Source organism: Tersicoccus phoenicis, assembly GCF_001968835.1.
GTDB lineage: Bacteria > Actinomycetota > Actinomycetes > Actinomycetales > Micrococcaceae > Tersicoccus > Tersicoccus phoenicis.
This window is the reverse complement of the sequence record NZ_MRDE01000081.1, coordinates 1-15,885: the sequence shown is the minus strand read 5'-3', so window position 1 is coordinate 15,885 and position 15,885 is coordinate 1. Positions and strand designations below refer to the sequence as shown.

The 15,885-nt window shown below is 65.2% G+C and carries 24 protein-coding genes and 1 pseudogene; 14 read left to right on the top strand and 11 right to left on the bottom strand.

The features are described 5' to 3' along the window. Positions 1-55 precede the first annotated feature (55 nt). From BKD30_RS14280 to BKD30_RS14255, 7 genes are all read right to left on the bottom strand, one after another. Positions 56-847: a restriction endonuclease gene (locus tag BKD30_RS14280; protein WP_159440586.1), complete on the bottom strand. Its 792-nt coding sequence runs from the start codon at positions 845-847 to the stop codon at positions 56-58. A 92-nt stretch (positions 848-939) separates the two neighbouring features. Next, the gene (locus BKD30_RS14275) at positions 940-2,067 is read right to left on the bottom strand and encodes a ParB/Srx family N-terminal domain-containing protein (RefSeq protein ID WP_143588213.1); all 1,128 of its coding nucleotides are present in this window, start codon (positions 2,065-2,067) and stop codon (positions 940-942) included. Between the two features lie 66 nt (positions 2,068-2,133). Next, on the bottom strand, positions 2,134-2,478 hold the full coding sequence (locus BKD30_RS14270; RefSeq protein ID WP_076705659.1) for a hypothetical protein: 345 nt from the start codon (positions 2,476-2,478) through the stop codon (positions 2,134-2,136). A 21-nt stretch (positions 2,479-2,499) separates the two neighbouring features. Beyond that, positions 2,500-2,661 carry a hypothetical protein gene (locus BKD30_RS16175; protein WP_159440585.1) on the bottom strand — a complete coding sequence of 54 codons (162 nt, stop codon included), beginning with the start codon at positions 2,659-2,661 and terminating at the stop codon, positions 2,500-2,502. After that, positions 2,661-3,248, bottom strand: coding sequence for a recombinase family protein (locus tag BKD30_RS14265; protein WP_076705658.1), 588 nt, complete (start codon positions 3,246-3,248; stop codon positions 2,661-2,663). Before BKD30_RS14265 ends, BKD30_RS16175 begins: the two co-directional genes overlap by 1 nt. 171 nt (positions 3,249-3,419) lie before the next feature. Beyond that, a complete protein-coding gene (locus tag BKD30_RS14260; protein ID WP_143588212.1) occupies positions 3,420-5,204 on the bottom strand; it encodes a P-loop NTPase family protein in 1,785 nt (594 codons plus the stop codon). Between the two features lie 233 nt (positions 5,205-5,437). Next, positions 5,438-5,746, bottom strand: a complete 309-nt coding sequence (locus tag BKD30_RS14255) for a helix-turn-helix domain-containing protein (RefSeq protein WP_055343679.1) — start codon at positions 5,744-5,746, stop codon at positions 5,438-5,440. Between the two features lie 420 nt (positions 5,747-6,166). On the opposite strand from BKD30_RS14255, the gene BKD30_RS14250 reads away from it, so the two are divergent. The 4 genes and pseudogenes from BKD30_RS14250 (at position 6,167) to BKD30_RS15995 (ending at position 8,107) form a co-directional block, all read left to right on the top strand. Further along, positions 6,167-6,760 (top strand): winged helix-turn-helix domain-containing protein, encoded by a 594-nt coding sequence (locus tag BKD30_RS14250; RefSeq protein ID WP_076705656.1) that lies wholly within the window; start codon positions 6,167-6,169, stop codon positions 6,758-6,760. Beyond that, positions 6,753-7,193: a HEPN domain-containing protein gene (locus BKD30_RS14245; protein ID WP_076705655.1), complete on the top strand. Its 441-nt coding sequence runs from the start codon at positions 6,753-6,755 to the stop codon at positions 7,191-7,193. The genes BKD30_RS14250 and BKD30_RS14245 overlap by 8 nt, the downstream gene beginning before the upstream one ends. Then, a pseudogene (locus BKD30_RS14240) lies at positions 7,093-7,503 on the top strand (GNAT family N-acetyltransferase); the annotation flags it as partial. The gene BKD30_RS14245 and the pseudogene BKD30_RS14240, both read left to right, overlap by 101 nt. 133 nt (positions 7,504-7,636) lie before the next feature. Further along, positions 7,637-8,107: a DUF1877 family protein gene (locus BKD30_RS15995; protein WP_076705654.1), complete on the top strand. Its 471-nt coding sequence runs from the start codon at positions 7,637-7,639 to the stop codon at positions 8,105-8,107. An 87-nt stretch (positions 8,108-8,194) separates the two neighbouring features. Here BKD30_RS15995 and BKD30_RS14230 read toward each other — a convergent pair whose 3' ends face one another. From BKD30_RS14230 to arfB, 3 genes are all read right to left on the bottom strand, one after another. Next, positions 8,195-8,779 carry an SDR family NAD(P)-dependent oxidoreductase gene (locus BKD30_RS14230; RefSeq protein WP_083956558.1) on the bottom strand — a complete coding sequence of 195 codons (585 nt, stop codon included), beginning with the start codon at positions 8,777-8,779 and terminating at the stop codon, positions 8,195-8,197. Positions 8,780-8,925: 146 nt separating this feature from the next. Then, positions 8,926-10,074, bottom strand: a complete 1,149-nt coding sequence (gene dgoD, locus BKD30_RS14225; protein ID WP_076705650.1) for a galactonate dehydratase — start codon at positions 10,072-10,074, stop codon at positions 8,926-8,928. A 664-nt stretch (positions 10,075-10,738) separates the two neighbouring features. Beyond that, entirely contained in the window at positions 10,739-11,179 is a 441-nt protein-coding gene (gene arfB, locus BKD30_RS14215) for an alternative ribosome rescue aminoacyl-tRNA hydrolase ArfB (RefSeq protein ID WP_076705646.1), read from the bottom strand. 111 nt (positions 11,180-11,290) lie between these two features. Here arfB and BKD30_RS14210 point away from each other — a divergent pair, with 111 nt between their 5' ends. From BKD30_RS14210 to BKD30_RS14170, 9 genes are all read left to right on the top strand, one after another. Further along, the gene (locus BKD30_RS14210) at positions 11,291-11,572 is read left to right on the top strand and encodes a type II toxin-antitoxin system Phd/YefM family antitoxin (RefSeq protein ID WP_076705644.1); all 282 of its coding nucleotides are present in this window, start codon (positions 11,291-11,293) and stop codon (positions 11,570-11,572) included. Further along, complete coding sequence (locus BKD30_RS14205) at positions 11,569-11,979, top strand: type II toxin-antitoxin system VapC family toxin (protein WP_076705643.1); 411 nt, start codon at positions 11,569-11,571, stop codon at positions 11,977-11,979. The genes BKD30_RS14210 and BKD30_RS14205 overlap by 4 nt, the downstream gene beginning before the upstream one ends. 37 nt (positions 11,980-12,016) lie before the next feature. Beyond that, positions 12,017-12,256: an AbrB/MazE/SpoVT family DNA-binding domain-containing protein gene (locus tag BKD30_RS14200; RefSeq protein ID WP_076705641.1), complete on the top strand. Its 240-nt coding sequence runs from the start codon at positions 12,017-12,019 to the stop codon at positions 12,254-12,256. Between the two features lie 60 nt (positions 12,257-12,316). Beyond that, entirely contained in the window at positions 12,317-12,664 is a 348-nt protein-coding gene (locus tag BKD30_RS14195; protein WP_218189314.1) for a PIN domain-containing protein, read from the top strand. A gap of 63 nt (positions 12,665-12,727) precedes the next feature. Then, positions 12,728-12,943, top strand: a complete 216-nt coding sequence (locus BKD30_RS14190) for a type II toxin-antitoxin system VapB family antitoxin (protein ID WP_076705639.1) — start codon at positions 12,728-12,730, stop codon at positions 12,941-12,943. Then, a complete protein-coding gene (locus tag BKD30_RS14185; protein ID WP_076705637.1) occupies positions 12,940-13,353 on the top strand; it encodes a PIN domain-containing protein in 414 nt (137 codons plus the stop codon). Before BKD30_RS14190 ends, BKD30_RS14185 begins: the two co-directional genes overlap by 4 nt. Before the next feature lie 96 nt (positions 13,354-13,449). Continuing rightward, positions 13,450-13,683 (top strand): FitA-like ribbon-helix-helix domain-containing protein, encoded by a 234-nt coding sequence (locus BKD30_RS14180; RefSeq protein ID WP_076705635.1) that lies wholly within the window; start codon positions 13,450-13,452, stop codon positions 13,681-13,683. Continuing rightward, a complete protein-coding gene (locus BKD30_RS14175) occupies positions 13,680-14,102 on the top strand; it encodes a type II toxin-antitoxin system VapC family toxin (RefSeq protein WP_076705633.1) in 423 nt (140 codons plus the stop codon). Before BKD30_RS14180 ends, BKD30_RS14175 begins: the two co-directional genes overlap by 4 nt. Continuing rightward, complete coding sequence (locus BKD30_RS14170; protein WP_159440584.1) at positions 14,099-14,755, top strand: AAA family ATPase; 657 nt, start codon at positions 14,099-14,101, stop codon at positions 14,753-14,755. Before BKD30_RS14175 ends, BKD30_RS14170 begins: the two co-directional genes overlap by 4 nt. An 81-nt stretch (positions 14,756-14,836) precedes the next feature. Here BKD30_RS14170 and BKD30_RS14165 read toward each other — a convergent pair whose 3' ends face one another. Further along, complete coding sequence (locus BKD30_RS14165) at positions 14,837-15,274, bottom strand: AAA family ATPase (RefSeq protein ID WP_076705629.1); 438 nt, start codon at positions 15,272-15,274, stop codon at positions 14,837-14,839. 100 nt (positions 15,275-15,374) lie between these two features. On the opposite strand from BKD30_RS14165, the gene BKD30_RS14160 reads away from it, so the two are divergent. Continuing rightward, a complete protein-coding gene (locus tag BKD30_RS14160; protein WP_159440583.1) occupies positions 15,375-15,740 on the top strand; it encodes a ketopantoate reductase family protein in 366 nt (121 codons plus the stop codon). Positions 15,741-15,885 lie beyond the last annotated feature (145 nt).

Genomic DNA, 15,885 nt, shown 5'->3' with positions numbered 1-15,885 from the left:
ACGTATACGAAGACCCTCAGCGAAGGTTGCCGCTAGGTTTGCTCTCGTGGGTAGCTCAGGCGTGCAACTTTGCCGTATCGACAAGCTGCTCACGGAACAGGGAGGCGTCGAAGACGCTGTCCTCATTCTGTATGCCGATTCCAGCGTCACAGAGGAATGTCGTCAATTGATCCCCGTCCATCGAGAGCATGCCGGACCGTTCGAGCAGTGCCTTCGCTCCGACGCTAAAACCGCCAGTTGTGAAGATCAGGATGAGGGACGCGTCGAAGGGGCGCAAGCGGAGGCCTGGCCATTCTTGAAGCGCGCCGCCAGTACGAGCCAGCTCGGCGGTTCCAACCATCTCCCGGACCACTGCCGGTGCCAAGTTTGAAGTGGGGTAGTGCTTCGCCTGTCCGATCAGCCAGACTTTCGCACGGTCATCAAGTCCTCCGTATGGGAACGGAGAGTCAAGCCTTCCTCTTAGCTCTAGCCTCCCGTGGAAGTCGATCCCTCCATCGTTGCTCTGTCTCGTGGTTCGAGGGTCCTGGCAGCCAAGCAACCTCAGAACTGTGGCACACGCGAACTCGAAGTCACGATACGTAAGCCCTAGTAAGGCTGCTTTCGCCTCGTTGGCGAAAGCCCTCCGGGAGCGCGCCGTTCTGTCCTCGGCCGGAAGTCCCGGATCATCGAAGGACGCCCCCCGGACCCACTCTTTTCCAGAGCCGAAGAGCTCGATGTTCCACGTGGTGCCGTTCTGAATCGCAGCATTCCGCATCGTGTCCAGTCTGTCCTGAACTTCGGGCACAAGCGCTTCTACAAGCTCTAGCGCATGGTTGATGCTGTCGCCATAACCGTTCGCCTGTGCCAACTCCGCCAAGCAATGGTGCAAATCTTGAGGATGCGCACCGGGGGTCAGATGTTCGACGAGCAGTCGCGTGAGATCTTCCGCCCCGATAGCCATCAGTCGGAGACCGCGTCCTCATCCGTTCTTCTTGCAGCGCTCACTGCCCGAAGCACGGAGCTGGACTTTTCCTTAAGTGATGTCAAGATTTGCACACCGTCATCATCAAGGTTCTCCATCGTTTCCAGGCTCATGTCGCGGAGAGAGGCGAGGGCGGCTTTCGCGTTCGGCAGCCACTTCGTCGCTTTTGCTTCTGACTTAACGATCGCTAGCGCATCGGCCAGGCTTTGGTCGTCATCCTGCATTGCTGACAGAGCATCGGGGTTCTCGATGATGAGTTTCAGATCTCGGATGTCACCATAACCAGTTATCTTCTTCGGCGTGTCCGCATCGCCGGTCAGCCAGAAATACATTTGCTCTCGGTTGTTGGCTTCCGTCAGCTCGTATTTTGAGTTATCCCATCCCAGCCACTCGCGTAGCTTGGGTTGCCCCACCACTTCGTGGAAGATTGCATAAAAGTCAGGAGTGACAAGCTCGCCGTACTCCGGATCATTGGCCATCTGAGTCAGGGCCGAGAAGGCGCGATGCCTGCGATTTACTTCTTGGACAGTCAACCCAAGCCTGGAGGCGACCTGCCGAGCGTCGATGCCGCTATCTTCCATGAGTTCGTACACCAGGAGAGCGCTTTGGTAACCGCCCCACTCTTTCGGACCACCAACGTGCCTGATACCCATAATCGCGAGAAGGTCTTCGTCGGATGCGTCCGAAGCAAGAAGAACAGGCACCGCATCGAACACGTCAGACACCGAAGACTTCAACGCAGCGCCGCTTGTGTGCTCTTTCCTGAGCAACTTCAAGGCCGCCGTACGACGGTTTCCCTCTACTACTACGTAGTGGCTCGACCCGGTGGCACTGTCACCTGATTTGCCTGCTTCGGAACTCGATTCGATTTTCAGAGGACGAACGACGATGCGCTCCACTGGAACGAAGCCGTTCTCAGCAATAGAACGCTTCACTTCAGTGACACCATCGCTCACGATCCGCTCAAGCGCGGCCTCCTGGACAGACTTCTCGGCGAAACGAGATTCAGCGACCTCGATGGCTGTTCCTGGACCTCGGAACCGAAAGTTATTTGGGTCGAGAAGAATGTCGTCGAGTGCAACCGTGTCAGGCGAGTAGGTGACCATCTGCTCATTCTACGCAGCAGAAGACCCCCGGAAGCCTCGGCTCCGGGGGTCTTCTCTTGCGCGGGATCAGCGACTCAGGGACGCATCGCGCTCGCGCTCCTGCTGCTTACGGGCCTCGATCACCCGCTCGCGCTCGGACTGCCGCTGCTGCTTGCCGCTGGTGTCCTTGTCGGCCTGAGCCTTTGCGTGCTGGCCCTGAGCCGGACCGCGCTGCTGCTCCGCCGCCCGCTGGTGCTGCGACCGGGCACGCGCCTGCGCCTGCCTGCGCTGACGCTGCGCCTCGGCGTACTCGGCGCTGCCCTTCGCCTCGGGACCGTAGCGGCGCTCCACCGCCTTGTCCCCGCCCTTCGCCAGCTCCTGGCGCATGGACTTGACCAGCTCCTGGTCGGGCTTCTTCTGATCGTTGCTCATGATCGTTCCTCTCTTCGTCTACTAGCTGCCGACCCGGTCATACGACCGGATCGAGATCCCCTGGGCGATCAGGTTGTGGCTCATCTGCTCCTCGTGCTCGTCGCACACGAACGAGCTGAACCACTGCGTGATCAGCTCCCACGTCGCCCTGGAGCTGCACCACTCGCACTCATGCATCGGCATCACCCCCTCTCCGCGTATCGACCCGTGCCGCCCAGCGCCGCGTAGAGCGTCGACCGGCTCACGCCCAGATCGCGGGCGACGACCGACTTCGCGACCCCGCTCCGGATCCGCTCACGAGCGGAGGCGGTCTGCTCAGCCGACAACTTCGGCCCCCGCGCGTACACGCCCTTGCGCTTGGCGATCGCGATGCCCTCCGCCTGGCGCTCCCGGATAGTGGCCCGCTCCAGCTCGGCGACGGCCGCGAGGATCGTCAGCATGAACTCGCCCTGAGGCGTGTCCGTGTTCAGCGCCGGGTTGTCGACGAACCCGACGGCGACGCCCTTCGCGGCGAGGCCCCGGACGATCGAGAGCAGATCGGTCGTCGAGCGGGCGAGCCGGTCCGGCGACTTCACCCGCACCTTGTCGCCCTCACGCACGTACGCGAGCATTTCTTGGAGCTGCTCGCGGTCGGTGGTGTTCTTGCCCGAGACCTTCTCGGAGAACAGCCGGTCGACCTCGCCGACCGCTTCGAGCTGCCGGGCCTCGTTCTGGTCGGCGGCGCTCACACGCACGTAGCCGACCACCTGACCCGTGGTGTTCGATGACATCTAGACCCTCCTACGAATGTGTTTGATGAGTTGGGGATGGACCTCGTTCGACGGTGAAGTCGGCTCGCTCCGAGTTGTCCGACGGGGTAGACCCTGACGGACGCTCGCGAGAGCGCCTCACCTCAAGCTCGGAGCGCTGACCGATCGATGTTGAGCTGATCGGCAAGGTGCTCATGCCGCACCTCCTTCGGGCGCGCAGACTCCGCCCGCGTGGACGGCGACCGCGTGGCCGCTCCCGCACATCCAGCCGGACGGCAACAGCACGTGGCCGTCGTACTCGGGGAGCGACAGCACGTCCGAATAGCACGCCTGGCAACCGTTGCGAGCGGCGAGCTCGGTAGCGACCGATTCGAGGTCCTGGCGGCGAAGCCGACGATCAACGTCGGCCACGTCCGCTGCCTCCGCAGCGTTGGCGGCCTCTTCGGCCTCGTGCTTCTCCAGCGTCTCTCCGTCGATAACCTCGATCCCGGCGAGCAGCTCGCCGACGACGTCGGCACCGGCGCGGTCGGCGACCAGCTGGAGGGCGTGATGCTGGTCGATGATCGGGCGCAGCAGCACCTCGCCTACCTGGAACGTCGCGGCCTCGCGCTCGTCATCGCTCTCGATGGCGTCAAGACCTCTGGATACGGCTTTCATGCTGGCCCGCATCCGTGCAACCTTCTGGAAGGCAAGGAAGTCGTCGGTGTCATTCACGAAGCCGCGATTGACCGACATCTCGATGCTGTCTGGCGTCACTTCGAACACGACTGGGAACCGCCCCCAGGACTGGTTGCGGTCCTCGGCCTCGTGCACGTTGCCGCTGGCATCGGTGTACTCACCGGCGAGGCCGTCGAGGTATTCGGCGTACGGCGTCGTCTTAGCGATGATGTTGACCGCGTGCACGAGCCGCACGGAGCCGTACTTGATGTTCACATCACTGGCGCTCGGGTGATCGTCGAACACTTGCCAGACGCCTTCGCGGCTACCAAGCGCAGCCAAGAGGCCCGGCACGCTGTAGTCATCCCAGATGATGACCGGCTGACCCTTGTAGTTCTGGAGCGGAACCCGGGCATCCGTCGCGACGTGGTAGCACTCATCGGCGTCGAGATCGGGATACAGCATCCGGGCAAACAGCTTCGCGAGCTGTGTCTTCCCCGTGCGCCCCTTGCGGACAGCGCCTGCCGGTGAGCCAATGTAGTAGTTCGTCCGATGCCTCGGCGCGGGCTGATGCAGCATGAAGTCCTGCCGAAGCTTCTGAAGCTTGTCCAGGTCCTGGATGTAGATCGCTCGTTCGTCCTCGCGGACCTGCTTCAGCGTCATCTCGCCGAGCATTACGGCCTCACGGACCGCGTCGCGCTTCTTGAGACTCGCCCGTTGACCGGCCTTCGCCGCCCGTGCCAACTTGTGCTCGTCCAGCGCTGGTCGCCAATCGAAGCTTGCGTGGACCTTGCCATCATCGTAGTGATACTTTCCCGCCGCGATCTGGTTCGGATGTTCATGGGTGAGGTACTCAATGAGATCCATGAACGCACCCTGCGGCTTGATCTCGACGGCATTCGGCGGCACCCCGAACGCTCGGGCGATCTGCCCGAGCGTCGAGAACGACTTCCGACGAACGGCGATGTGGAAGTGGTCGGCCTTTCGTTGACCGGCGACCACGCCAGGGAGCTTCTCCGCCTCCTCGACGGTGTACTGATCCTGGTCGTGCTTGATCCAGGCCCAGTCAGTCATGCCCTTTTTGCCGACCGCCTTGCCGATCCGCTCCTCCGACATCAGCACGCGAGTGGTGTCGAGGTACCTCTCGTTCTGCGTGATCAAGAAGACGCGGCCGCCGAGGTCGTCAGAGTCTGCGTAGGCCCATTCGCCGCCATCCTTGTAAGGGTCCTCGTCCGAGCCAGCCAGGTCGAGAAGCCGCAGGGCCTCGGGCAGCTCGTCACTCGCAGGGTCGCCGCCGGATGTGGTGTCTTCCGACTGCACGTCGTCCAAAACGACTGAAACGACCTCAGTGGCAGCGGGGGGACACAAGCCCAAGGTCCCCCCGCTGGAACCGTGTGTTTCTGCGGGAGTAGCGGGGTGCTGAGAGGAAAAACAACTAGAACGACTGGCCGCTTCGGGCTCAACAATGGTGGGGGTGTCGACCGCAGCCGACCGGCCAGTTGCTGACGCATGTTCCTGGGCTGCCTTGCGACGCAACCGTGCCCGACGTCCGCTCATGAGGCACCGCCCAACAGCGCCGACAGCCTGCGGACCTGCTCGTCGGTCAGCGGGGGAGCGGTGGCGGCGATCCGCGCGACAGCGGCCTCGACGGTCTCGAACGTGTGCGACGGCTGGGTCGGCACGGCCAGGGCATCGAGATCGGAGCGCAAGACCTTGACGCGGCCGCCGATCTTGACAGCAGGCAGCTTGCCCTGCTTGATCCAGCCACGGAGCGTCTGATAGGCGCCGTAGCCGAGCTCGACGGCATCGGTCAGATTGAGGTAGTGGGTGTGGTCGCCCTGCGGGGGCGGGGAGTACACCATGAGAACTCCAGACAGCGTGAACTGTCCGGAGAGGGGTGCTTTCCCGGCTTGTCATCTGGGCGGCCTAGCGTGCCGTGCTCGTTGGCGAGGTGATCCTCGCCGCTGCTTTACGGGAGCGCTAACTCCCCACCCAGCCTCTGGTTCTCGATCTCGGAGGAGTTGCCGGTCGCTAGCCGTTCGGAGCGCTACTCCGTGGTGCGAAGACCATGCCTCGCATCCACCCTCAGGGTGATCCTTCTTCGATCACCTTGCGGGTCGCGGTGAACAAAGACTTGACGCGATCCTATCAAAGGCTGTCAAGACTGAGCAACTAGCAGTGCTGTCATGCACCTCAGCTGCGAAACGCGGTGGAGTTCCCGTTTAACGTGTGAGTCTCAACCTGTTGACTCTTCCTATAGTGGGAAGATATCTTCCTGTTCTGTGAAGACTCTCGCTCCGCAGCTGACGCCGTTCGTGCGCTCCGATGCGGTCGGGGCGATCCTCGCGGAAACGCTCGGACACCCCGACCGTGAGGTCTCGCTCGCCGAGCTCGGGCGACGTACCGGCGCAAGCGGTCCGGTGGTGCACCGCGAGGTCGGTCGGCTCGTCGAAAGTGACGTTCTTCGCGATCGTCAGGAGGGGCGCAACCGCCTCGTCCGCGCGAACGCCGAGCACCCGCTGTTCGCGCTCATGCGAGACTTGATCGTCGCGACATACGGGCCGATTCCGGTGCTTCGTGAGCTCTTCGAGGACGTCGGCGGTGTCGAACGGCTTCTGATCTATGGGTCGTGGGCCGCGCGTCGGGCGGGGGAGAGCGGAGCGTTCCCGAACGACATCGACGTCCTCGTTGTGGGCAACGTGCCGAGGCGGACACTGACGAAAATCGCTACCGACGCCAGTGACCGGCTCGATGTGCCGGTGAGCATCACGAGGCTCCTGGTTGAGGACTGGGAGGCCGAGGACGCATCGCCCTTTGTCGTGACGGTCCGATCTCGCCCCACTGTCGATGTGATGACGAGCGAAGTCAGTGGCTGACGTGATCGAGCAGATGGTTGCGAACCGCCGGCTTGACCGGGTCGCGGTGAACCGGGATCATGCACTGAGCGTGATCGGCATGGCCGAGCTGCATGTCCGTACGGCGACGGTCCTCGCGAACACGGACGATCACGCGATGGCGTTCACTGCAGCGTATGACGGCGCGCGGAAGGCGCTCGCGGCAGTCCTCGCGATCGAGGGATTGCGCGTCCGTCCGGTCGGTGGAGCGCATCGCAACACCGGGGTGGCGGCAGCGGCGTTCGTCGACGATGAATCGCTGGAGGAGTTCGACTGGATGCGCCAGGTGCGCAATGCGACGGAATATCCCGACGATGACCGCCCGACGGCGACGAAGCAAGACGTCGCCGAGGCGATCGAAGCGGCGTCCGCGATTGTCGAAGCTTGTGCGGGGTATGTTCGCAGCGGGCGATGAGCGCTGGCGTGCGTGGATGTCGCCACACGTTTATGGACGTGTTCAACTCTCGTTCGACGATGCTCTCGTGGCTCTCCCAACCCCGACCTTGGAAACCGATCGATTGCGATTGCGTCCGTTCACCTATGACGACGCCAGCGACCTCTTTGCATTGCAGAGCGATGCTTGCGTGCTGCGCTATTGGGACTCTCCGCCGTGGACCGACCGGGCTTCGATCGCGCGTTTCATGGCCGGATGTCAACAGATGGCGGAAGACGGCAGCGGCGCACGCGTGGCGATCGAACGTACGTCCGACCAGGCTTTTGTTGGCTGGTGCACTCGTTCTGCTTCTACGTGTGGGGGCGGCAGAGGCGGTCGATTCCGCCGTCACCGTCGGCTCGGACTTGTCCACAGACCGCGTCCGGGCACTTTACCGAGGTTCCGTCGGAGACGATGCTTCGTCCATGGGAATTCGTTACTACGCCTACCCGCTACCACCGGAGCTCGTCACTGCCGCGCGCCTCGATCCCAGCGCTTACCTGTCGTCGGATCCGCTGGCGGACGCCTGGGACCTCGACGGCCAATCCCGGCCGCGAATGCTCTACCTGGACAAGTGCTGGGGTCTCCTCCAGCAACTGACGTGCGCAGATCCACGTGCGCCAAGACCGTCCTACTTGTTGGTCGAAGGACGCGTCACGCACACCCACGACGGCTGGATCCCGTGGACGAGAGTTCTCGACGCCGATGAGGTCGGCAGAATCGCCGACGATCTCGCGTTGATCAACCCCGATGATCTCGACGATCTGTTCGCACGGGGCGCATCTCATTTCCGCGACGATGATCGCGACTATCTCGAGAGCTATCTGGCGCAGGCCAAGGAATTCACGGCCGACCTGCGGGCGCGCGGGCAGGGCCTGGTGTACATGATCGGTTGATGTCCGACGGCATTCGCAGGAGCGCACGCACAGACCGGCTCTCCAGAGCGAGGAGCGGCACCAGGCCGGGGCCAGGTGCCGCTGCTCTTACATTCGGGTCGTCGGGTCCCGGACCTCGTTGCCGTGGGCCTCGATCGACACCGGCTGCCATTCGTTCCAGGTTGCCAGGCGTGATTCGTAGTCTTTCGTCGCGATGTCCAGGGGCGCTGCGCCGAAGAAGATGCGCAGGTGTGGGTTCTCCGTGTCGACCACCTTGAGGATCGCGCCCCGGGTGGCCGTGGGGTCGCCCGGATTGTTCTCGGATGGGCGGCTCGCCGCGGCCTCGCGGACCTCGGCGTAGTCGTCCATCTGCTCGCTGCGCTTGGCGGACGGGCCGGACCAGTCGGTGGAGAACCCGCCGGGTTCCACCAGGGTCACCTTGATGTTGAACCCTGCGACTTCCTGGGCGAGCGACTGCAAGAAGCCCTCCAGCGCCCACTTCGACACATGGTAGGCGCCGACGGTGGGGAAGGCGACGCGCGGCGCGTTCGCCTGACGGATCATCGTCGCCGGATGCGGTGCGTGCGCCTTGTTCGCGACCATCTCGACGTCGGCGTCGGGGCGCAAGGGCTTTGGCGGTGGCGATCGTATCCAGGCGACCATGGTCTTCGAGCGGCTCTCCTGACCACTCATGCCGTCGCCGTGGGACAGCGACGGTTCACGTGGTTACGCGGGGCCTTGAAGCCGCCCACCAGAAGCCGCAGCACGATCAGCGCCGCGAAGCCGCCGGCGTCGCGGTCGACGCCGTGAGACGGGTGTTCGGGATCTCGTCACCGTCTTCACCATTCCGCGAAGGAGCCGTCGGCGTGTCGCCAGACCGGGTTGCGCCAGCGATGGCCCACCGTGGCGCGTTCGGTCACGTAGTCCTCGTTCACGTCGATGCCCAGGCCCGGACCGTCCGGGATCCTGACCATGCCGGCCTCGTAGGCGAACACGGACGGGTGCGTGATGTAGTCGAGCAGGTCGTTCGACTCGTTGTAGTGGATGCCCAGGCTCTGTTCCTGGATGAACGCGTTGTAGCAGCCGGCGTCGATCTGTAGGCAGGTGGCCAGTGCAATCGGCCCGAGCGGGCAGTGCAGCGCCAGGGCGACGTCGTAGGCCTCCGCCATGTGGGCGATCTTGCGGGCCTCGGTGATTCCGCCGCAGTGCGAGGGGTCCGGCTGGATGATGTCAACGGCCCCGGTGGCGAGAATGTCCTTGAACTCCCAGCGGGAGAGAAGACGCTCACCGAGCGCGATCGGCGTCGGGGTGGTCCGCATCACGTCCAGCAGGGAGCCGGCATGCTCGGAGAGCACCGGTTCCTCGATGAACATCAGCTTGAGGGGTTCGAGCTCACGGATCAGCACCTTGGCCATCGGCTTGTGCACCCGGCCGTGGAAGTCCACTCCGATGCCGATGTCCGGCCCGACGACGTCCCGCACCGCCTGGACGTTCGTCAGGCAGCGTTCGACCTTGTCCCAGGTGTCGACGTACTGCATCTCCTCGGTGCCGTTCATCTTCACGGCACTGAAACCGCTGTCGACGGCGGCCCGCGCGGCGGCGGCGGTCTCGGCCGGGCGGTCGCCGCCGATCCAGGAATAGACGCGGATGCGCTCGCGCACCCTGCCGCCGAGCAGCTGGTGGACCGGCACGCCGAGGGCTTTGCCCTTCATGTCCCAGAGTGCCTGGTCGATGCTGGCGATGGCGCTCATGGTGACCGCACCGCCACGGTAGAAGCCGGCGCGGTACATGATCGTCCAGTGGTCCTCGATGTTCCGCGGATCCTCGCCGATCAGGTAGTCGGACAGCTCCTCGACGGCGGCGGCCACGGTCGCGGCCCGGCCCTCGACGATGGGCTCGCCCCAGCCGGTGACGCTTTCATCGGTCTCGATCTTGAGGAAAAGCCAGCGCGGGGGCACGGTGTACGTCGTCATCGACGTGATCTTCATGGGTTCTCCTTCGGGTCTGTTTCTGCCCCGGCGCGGGCCGTGTCAGAAGGTGGCGGATCGCCAGGCAGCCACGAGCTCGGCGGCGCGGCGGCGACGTCGTCGATGCTGCGCCCGGGCCGGTAGGGCGAGGAGCCGATCCCGGCTCCTCCGGCGCCGGCCGCCCGCCCAGTCGGCGAGGTTCGAGCTGTCGACGCCGCCGACCGGCGGCATCTCCACGTCGGCCGGCAGTACGTCGCGCCGCCGTCCCCGTCGTGATGGTCAGTACACCGCGGCCGGTGCAGCGGTGGTCGAGGACCTGGCCGCCGGCGTCGAGCAAGTAGGCGCGGCAGGAGCAGGTCCCCCAGTCGAGGCCGACGAGCTGCGGGCACCGCTCGGTCGGGTCCGGTGAGCGCGGCGCCGAGCTTGAGAAATGGGACACAGAGCCACTGTGCAGGGCCATGTCTCACCTTGTCGAACGACGTCCTGGATATCGGGATGCTGTGTCGGGTACGGCTCTTCAATCGCGGAGACCGAGGAGAAGCCCACGCCCACGGAGCAGGCGACCGAGCCGCCGCGCCGGCCGTCGCTGCCGGTGGTGGGCCGCCCGATCATCGAGGAACTGGCCGCGAACGTGCGGGACGGACTCTACCCTGCCGGTCGTTCCCGCGCCGCGACACCGTCCCGCTCACTCCGTCCCGGGCCGCCTGCGGGACTGCTTGACCTCGGCCCGTCGCCGTTTCGCCTCGGCCCGTCGTCGTCGGGAGCCGCGGGTCGGCGACGTCGGACGGCGAGGGATCGGCGGGGCCGCACCCTCCCGCAGGAGCGACGCGAGCCGGTCGCGGGCCGCAGCGCGATTGCGGTACTGAGAGCGGTGTTCGGAGGACTCGACGGTGAGGACGGTGCCGGAGAGCCGGCTCGACAGCGCCGTGAGGAGACGTCGGCGCAGGGCGTCGTCGAACGTCGCGGCCGTCGCGAGATCGAGGCTCAGCTGCACGCGCGAGTCGGCCGTGTTCACCCCTTGCCCGCCGGGACCGGACGCGTGCGAGAAGCGTTCGACCAGGTCGGAGCCGGACACCGTCAGGCCGTGCGGCACCCCGGGACCCGGGGGAACCTGCAGATCGTCCATGACTCCAGTGTGATCGAAACGGCAATGTGGGTGCAGACCAGCGCGGTATCGGGCGCGTGGACACCCGTCGGGCGGCTCGGGACGCCGTAGCACGAATGCTACGATCAATGGATGAAAGGGACAGAACCTCAGGGCGAGAGCCTGTCTCAGCGCGAGCTGCGCAATGAGTCCGGGCGCGTTCTCCGTGAGGTCAGCGAAGGGCGCTCCTTCGTCCTGACCAACAGGGGTGTTCCGGTCGGTCGCCTCGTTCCGCTCGATGCCCCGGCTCCGGCTCTGACCATCGCGCGGCCGGCCAAGCGGGTCGGCGGCTGGGCCTCACTGAGTCCCCAGCGAACGGAGGACGACCGGTCGATGACGGTGATCATCGACGAGCTGCGTGAGGATCGCGTGTGAGCGATGACTCGCTCGTCTACGTCGACACGTCCGCGTTCGGAGCGCTCCTGGTCGAGCAGGCCGAGACCAGAGCGTTGATCGAATGGCTCGACGGGACTCCGGCCGAACTCGTTTCGAGCGACCTGCTCGAGACCGAGCTGCGGCGGATGGCTGTGCGGGAGCGGCGCGAGCAGTCGAAGGTCAGCAGCATCCTCGACGGGGTCTCTCTGGCGGCCCTCGACCGGGCGACGTTCCGGTCGGCCGGGCTTCTGCCGATGCCATATCTGCGCGCGCTCGATGCCCTGCACCTGGAGGCCGCGTTGCGGCTCGACGTCGATGCGATCCTGACCTACGACCGCCGGCTTGCCGAAGCTGCTCGGGCAGCGGGGCTCGATGTGGTGGCACCCGGTGCAGCGACGGTGTCCTGAGCCTCCACCGAGATGGGATCCGGTTGTAGCGGGTCCCATGGAGGTGACGATTGATTCGGGTGGCCGGGTCCTGCTTCCCAAGAGCCTGCGGGATGCGCTCGGGTTGACGCCCGGATCGAAGGTCGACATCTCGGCCCACGGGGTGGGCCTGCAGGTGACGCCGGGCGGCAGAACTGCGCGCCTGCAGCGGGACGACGACGGCCGGTTGGTCGCCGTGAGCAGTACCGTCGTCACCGACGACGACATGTTCGGCCTGATCGATTCGGCGCGCCGTTGACCCTCGTCGCGGTGGATACGAGCGTCGCGGTGCCGCTGCTGGTGTCGGCACGCTCGCCGCATGTTGAGCATGAGTGCGTGGGCGCGGGACCGTTCGCTGACGCTCGGCGGCCACGCTCTCGCCGCGACCTACTCGGTTCTGACGCGCCTTCCGGGTGAAGCCAGAGTGTCACCGGCCGACGCCGTGACCCTGATGGACGCCAACGTCATCGAGGCCGTGGGGCTCGATGACGAGCAGTCCAGGACGATGCATCGCGTCCTCGCGCAACGAGGAATATCGGGTGGGGCCATGTACGACGGGCTCGTGAGTGCCGCTGCGAGTGGGCACGGCCTGACGATGGCGACCCGAGATGCGGGAGCTGGTGCGACGTACGAGGCGATCGGGGTCCGCGTCGACCTTCTCGCGTAGCACGGGGAAGTCGTGTCGCTTTGCCTATACAATTACATATATATCGCGCGGAAGGAGTCGATCATGGCAGTCACCAGCGTCGACCTGGACCCGCGCCTGCTCGAGCGTGCCAGAGAACTGACGGGTGAAAGATCCAATCGCGCTGTTCTTGATCTCGCGCTGCGCCGGCTCATCGCCTCGAAGCAGAAGGGCGCGATGATCGACGGTATCCTGGCGCTGACCGATCTCCCCGACCAACTGGGTTCTCCGGTCCTCTCGTATGACGACTCGGCGTCGTGACCGACTACCTCGTCGACAACTCGGTGTGGGCCAGGGCGATCTCCGGTGATGCCGGCATGGTCTCTCGCCTGCGGACCATCGTCAGTGCACCGGCGGACCTGTTCGTCACCTGCCCGCCGCAGGTGCTCGAGTTCTGTCACAGCGCCCGATCGACGGAGGAGCATGCGCGCTATCGCGAGCAGATCTCGCTCGGGTTCCCGTTGGAGCGAGCGCCCGGCGAGTCGTTGGTGCTGGATATCCAGAGCGCTCTGTGGCACGCCGGGCTGGTGCGCGCGGCTGGCCCGCTGGACATCCTCATCGCCGGCTACGCGATCGCGAACGACGCGACGGTGCTGACGGCGGACCACGACTTCGACCACATCGCGAGGGTTACCGACCTGCAACACGAGTACGTCGCTCCCTCATCGTGAGCGCTGAAGCATTTCCTGCCGGGCCCCAAGGGAGACGACGACGGACGGAGCCACCGGGGCTATCATTGGTGATAGCACCGAAGGAGTTGATCCTCGATGACGTCCATCATCGTCCGAGGGCTCAATGAGTCGATCAAACAGCAGCTCGCCACCCAGGCGAAACTGCACGGGCGCTCCATGGAGGCCGAAGCCCGGGATATCCTCACGAAAGCTGTGCGCAGGCCTCACATCGGCCTGGCGCTCATGCAGGCCGCGCGGGATGCGGGGGGTCTGGACGATCTTTCGCTTCCGGAGCGGAACGACGTCGCCCGGGCGGTGGAATTCGAGTGATCGTTCTCGATACCGACCTCATCTCGGAGATCTTCCGAACGAAGCCAGATGCGCGGGTCGTCGCGTGGCTCGAGTCGCTCACCGGAGAGGTGGCGATCACCGCCGTGACGCTTGCGGAGCTGCTGGCAGGCGTGCGTCGCCTCCCCGACGGTCGACGCAGGAATGAACTGTCCGCACGCATCGAGGCCGCGGTGGAGCCCTACCGTGACGACGGCGCCGTGCTGGCATTCGACGTCGCTGCCGCCGAGCAGTACGCGGATGTCCTCGTTGGGCGCGAGATGGCGGGGCTGCCGATCAGCACTGCCGACGCACAGATCGCCGCGATTTGTCGAGTGCACAGCGCCGCCTGTGCGACGCGGAACGTCAAGGACTTCGCGCACACCGGCGTCGCGTTGGTCGACCCGTGGAGTGCGTCGTGAGCCGGCTGATCGTGATCGCCGGGTTGCCGGGCGTCGGGAAGACGAGTGTTGCTTCGGAACTGGCTGTCCGGCTCAATGGCGTTCACCTGTCGGTCGACGCCGTCGAGGAGTCGATCCTCGGCAGCGGCCTGCCTCACGGCTGGCACGTCGGAGTCGCCGCGTACGAGGCGACACGGGCGATGGCCGAGTTGAACCTGCAGCTCGGCCACGACGTCGTGGTCGACGCCGTCAGCGACAGCGAAGCGGCGAGGCAGACGTGGCGTGATGCCGCGAGCGCCACCGACGCGGTTCTTCGGTTCGTACATCTCGTCGTCTCCGACCTGGAGGAACACCGACGACGACTCTTCGGCCGCGATCGTGGCTTCACTCATGTCGCCGAGCCCAGTTGGCAGGACGTCCAGCTGCGTCGTGCCGAGTACGCGCCGTGGACTGACGACCGCCTCGAGATCGACGCCGTGGCGATGCCCGCCGGTGCGATCGCCGACGATGTGGTCGCCCGCGTTGGCCGGATCGTGCCGCTGGACGCGTCCGAAACCGTATCGCGGGTCGCTGGCCCGGCGCGGCCCGAGGTCGACCGGGCAGCTCTGGCCATCGAGCGCAAGACCGCACACGATTCCTCCACCCTCGACGATCTGCGCGGGGAACGGATGTGACCTTTCCTCCGGTCGCCTACGTCGACGGCCCGATCCCCGGGTAACAGCCACGTGATCGCGGCCGGCTCCTGACGGGTCAAGCTATCCGAGCGCCTCGATCGCATCAGCCAGAACGGCGACGGGGCGGCGTCCGTCGAGCTCGATGCTTGTGCCTCGCCGAAGCAAAGGCTCGACCTCCCTCACGTACTGGCGCACCTCATCCTGTTGGACCTCGGTGCGTCCATACGGGTTGTTCGTCCGACTCGCCACACGTTCGATCAGGACGTCGACCGGAGCGCTCAACAGGACGACGTGGTCGAACCGGTCGTAGAACTTTCCTTGGTTCTCGACGGTTCCCGAAACGAGCACATCGTCATGCTGAGCGAGCAGGTTGCTCATTCGTGGCTCGTCCCACACGCTGCCGGGCAACTTCCAGCCGTCGTCGTCCGTGTCGACGGTGTGATGCCCGCGCCGGGCAAGCTCGCCCAGCAGCGTCGACTTTCCAGCGCCGGACATGCCGGTGATGAGAATGCGAGGCATGCCGTCAGTCTACGATGAGCCCGGGGAGAGATCTGCGAGAGGGACATGTCGCGGAACTCGGGGAGTGACAGGCAATCAATGAAGCGGGATGCCAGAAGGCATGACATTCAAGAAGCGGAAGATTGCCGTGCTCGGTGCAGGTGTGATCGGACAGGTCTACGCCGCGCGGCTCCACGAGGCAGGCGCCGACGTCACTCTCCTGGCTCGGGGCAAGCGGCTTGCCGAGCTCCAAGCCCACGGCGTGCGGTACCGGTGTGAGTATCCCGGGCTGGAGGAGAGGATCGTGCCGGTCCCCGTCGCGGACATCGCCGAACCGTTCGAAGTCGACGTCGTGCTGGTCGCCGTGCGCAGCCAGGATCTACGCGTGGCCCTGGAGGCCGTCGCACGCATGGGTAAACCGATCGTGGTGACCCTGATGCACTTGGGCGGGCAACGGGCCGAATTGGAGAGGACGGTTGACCCTTGATCCACCGGCGTTGATTTCTTGAGGTCGGTCGGCGTGGTGGATGGCGTTGGCCTGTGGGTAGGCGTGGGGTAGCTGCCGGTCTGCCCGGCTTTTCCACTGTCCGGTTGGTCGCGCCCGTTGGGGCTGGGTGGTCAGGTCGCGGCGG

Coding starts and splice junctions, on each gene's coding strand:
- BKD30_RS14270 (WP_076705659.1), bottom strand. CDS start 2,478: ATGAGCAACGATCAGAAGAAGCCCGACCAGGAGCTGGTCAAGTCCATG.
- BKD30_RS14255 (WP_055343679.1), bottom strand. CDS start 5,746: ATGGTGTACTCCCCGCCCCCGCAGGGCGACCACACCCACTACCTCAAT.
- arfB (WP_076705646.1), bottom strand. CDS start 11,179: ATGGACGATCTGCAGGTTCCCCCGGGTCCCGGGGTGCCGCACGGCCTG.
- BKD30_RS14180 (WP_076705635.1), top strand. CDS start 13,450: ATGACGTCCATCATCGTCCGAGGGCTCAATGAGTCGATCAAACAGCAG.
- BKD30_RS14190 (WP_076705639.1), top strand. CDS start 12,728: ATGGCAGTCACCAGCGTCGACCTGGACCCGCGCCTGCTCGAGCGTGCC.
- dgoD (WP_076705650.1), bottom strand. CDS start 10,074: ATGAAGATCACGTCGATGACGACGTACACCGTGCCCCCGCGCTGGCTT.
- BKD30_RS14210 (WP_076705644.1), top strand. CDS start 11,291: ATGAAAGGGACAGAACCTCAGGGCGAGAGCCTGTCTCAGCGCGAGCTG.
- BKD30_RS14265 (WP_076705658.1), bottom strand. CDS start 3,248: ATGTCATCGAACACCACGGGTCAGGTGGTCGGCTACGTGCGTGTGAGC.
- BKD30_RS14200 (WP_076705641.1), top strand. CDS start 12,017: ATGGAGGTGACGATTGATTCGGGTGGCCGGGTCCTGCTTCCCAAGAGC.
- BKD30_RS15995 (WP_076705654.1), top strand. CDS start 7,637: ATGGGAATTCGTTACTACGCCTACCCGCTACCACCGGAGCTCGTCACT.
- BKD30_RS14230 (WP_083956558.1), bottom strand. CDS start 8,779: ATGAGTGGTCAGGAGAGCCGCTCGAAGACCATGGTCGCCTGGATACGA.
- BKD30_RS14275 (WP_143588213.1), bottom strand. CDS start 2,067: ATGGTCACCTACTCGCCTGACACGGTTGCACTCGACGACATTCTTCTC.
- BKD30_RS14165 (WP_076705629.1), bottom strand. CDS start 15,274: ATGCCTCGCATTCTCATCACCGGCATGTCCGGCGCTGGAAAGTCGACG.
- BKD30_RS14195 (WP_218189314.1), top strand. CDS start 12,317: ATGTTGAGCATGAGTGCGTGGGCGCGGGACCGTTCGCTGACGCTCGGC.
- BKD30_RS14160 (WP_159440583.1), top strand. CDS start 15,375: ATGACATTCAAGAAGCGGAAGATTGCCGTGCTCGGTGCAGGTGTGATC.
- BKD30_RS16175 (WP_159440585.1), bottom strand. CDS start 2,661: ATGCCGATGCATGAGTGCGAGTGGTGCAGCTCCAGGGCGACGTGGGAG.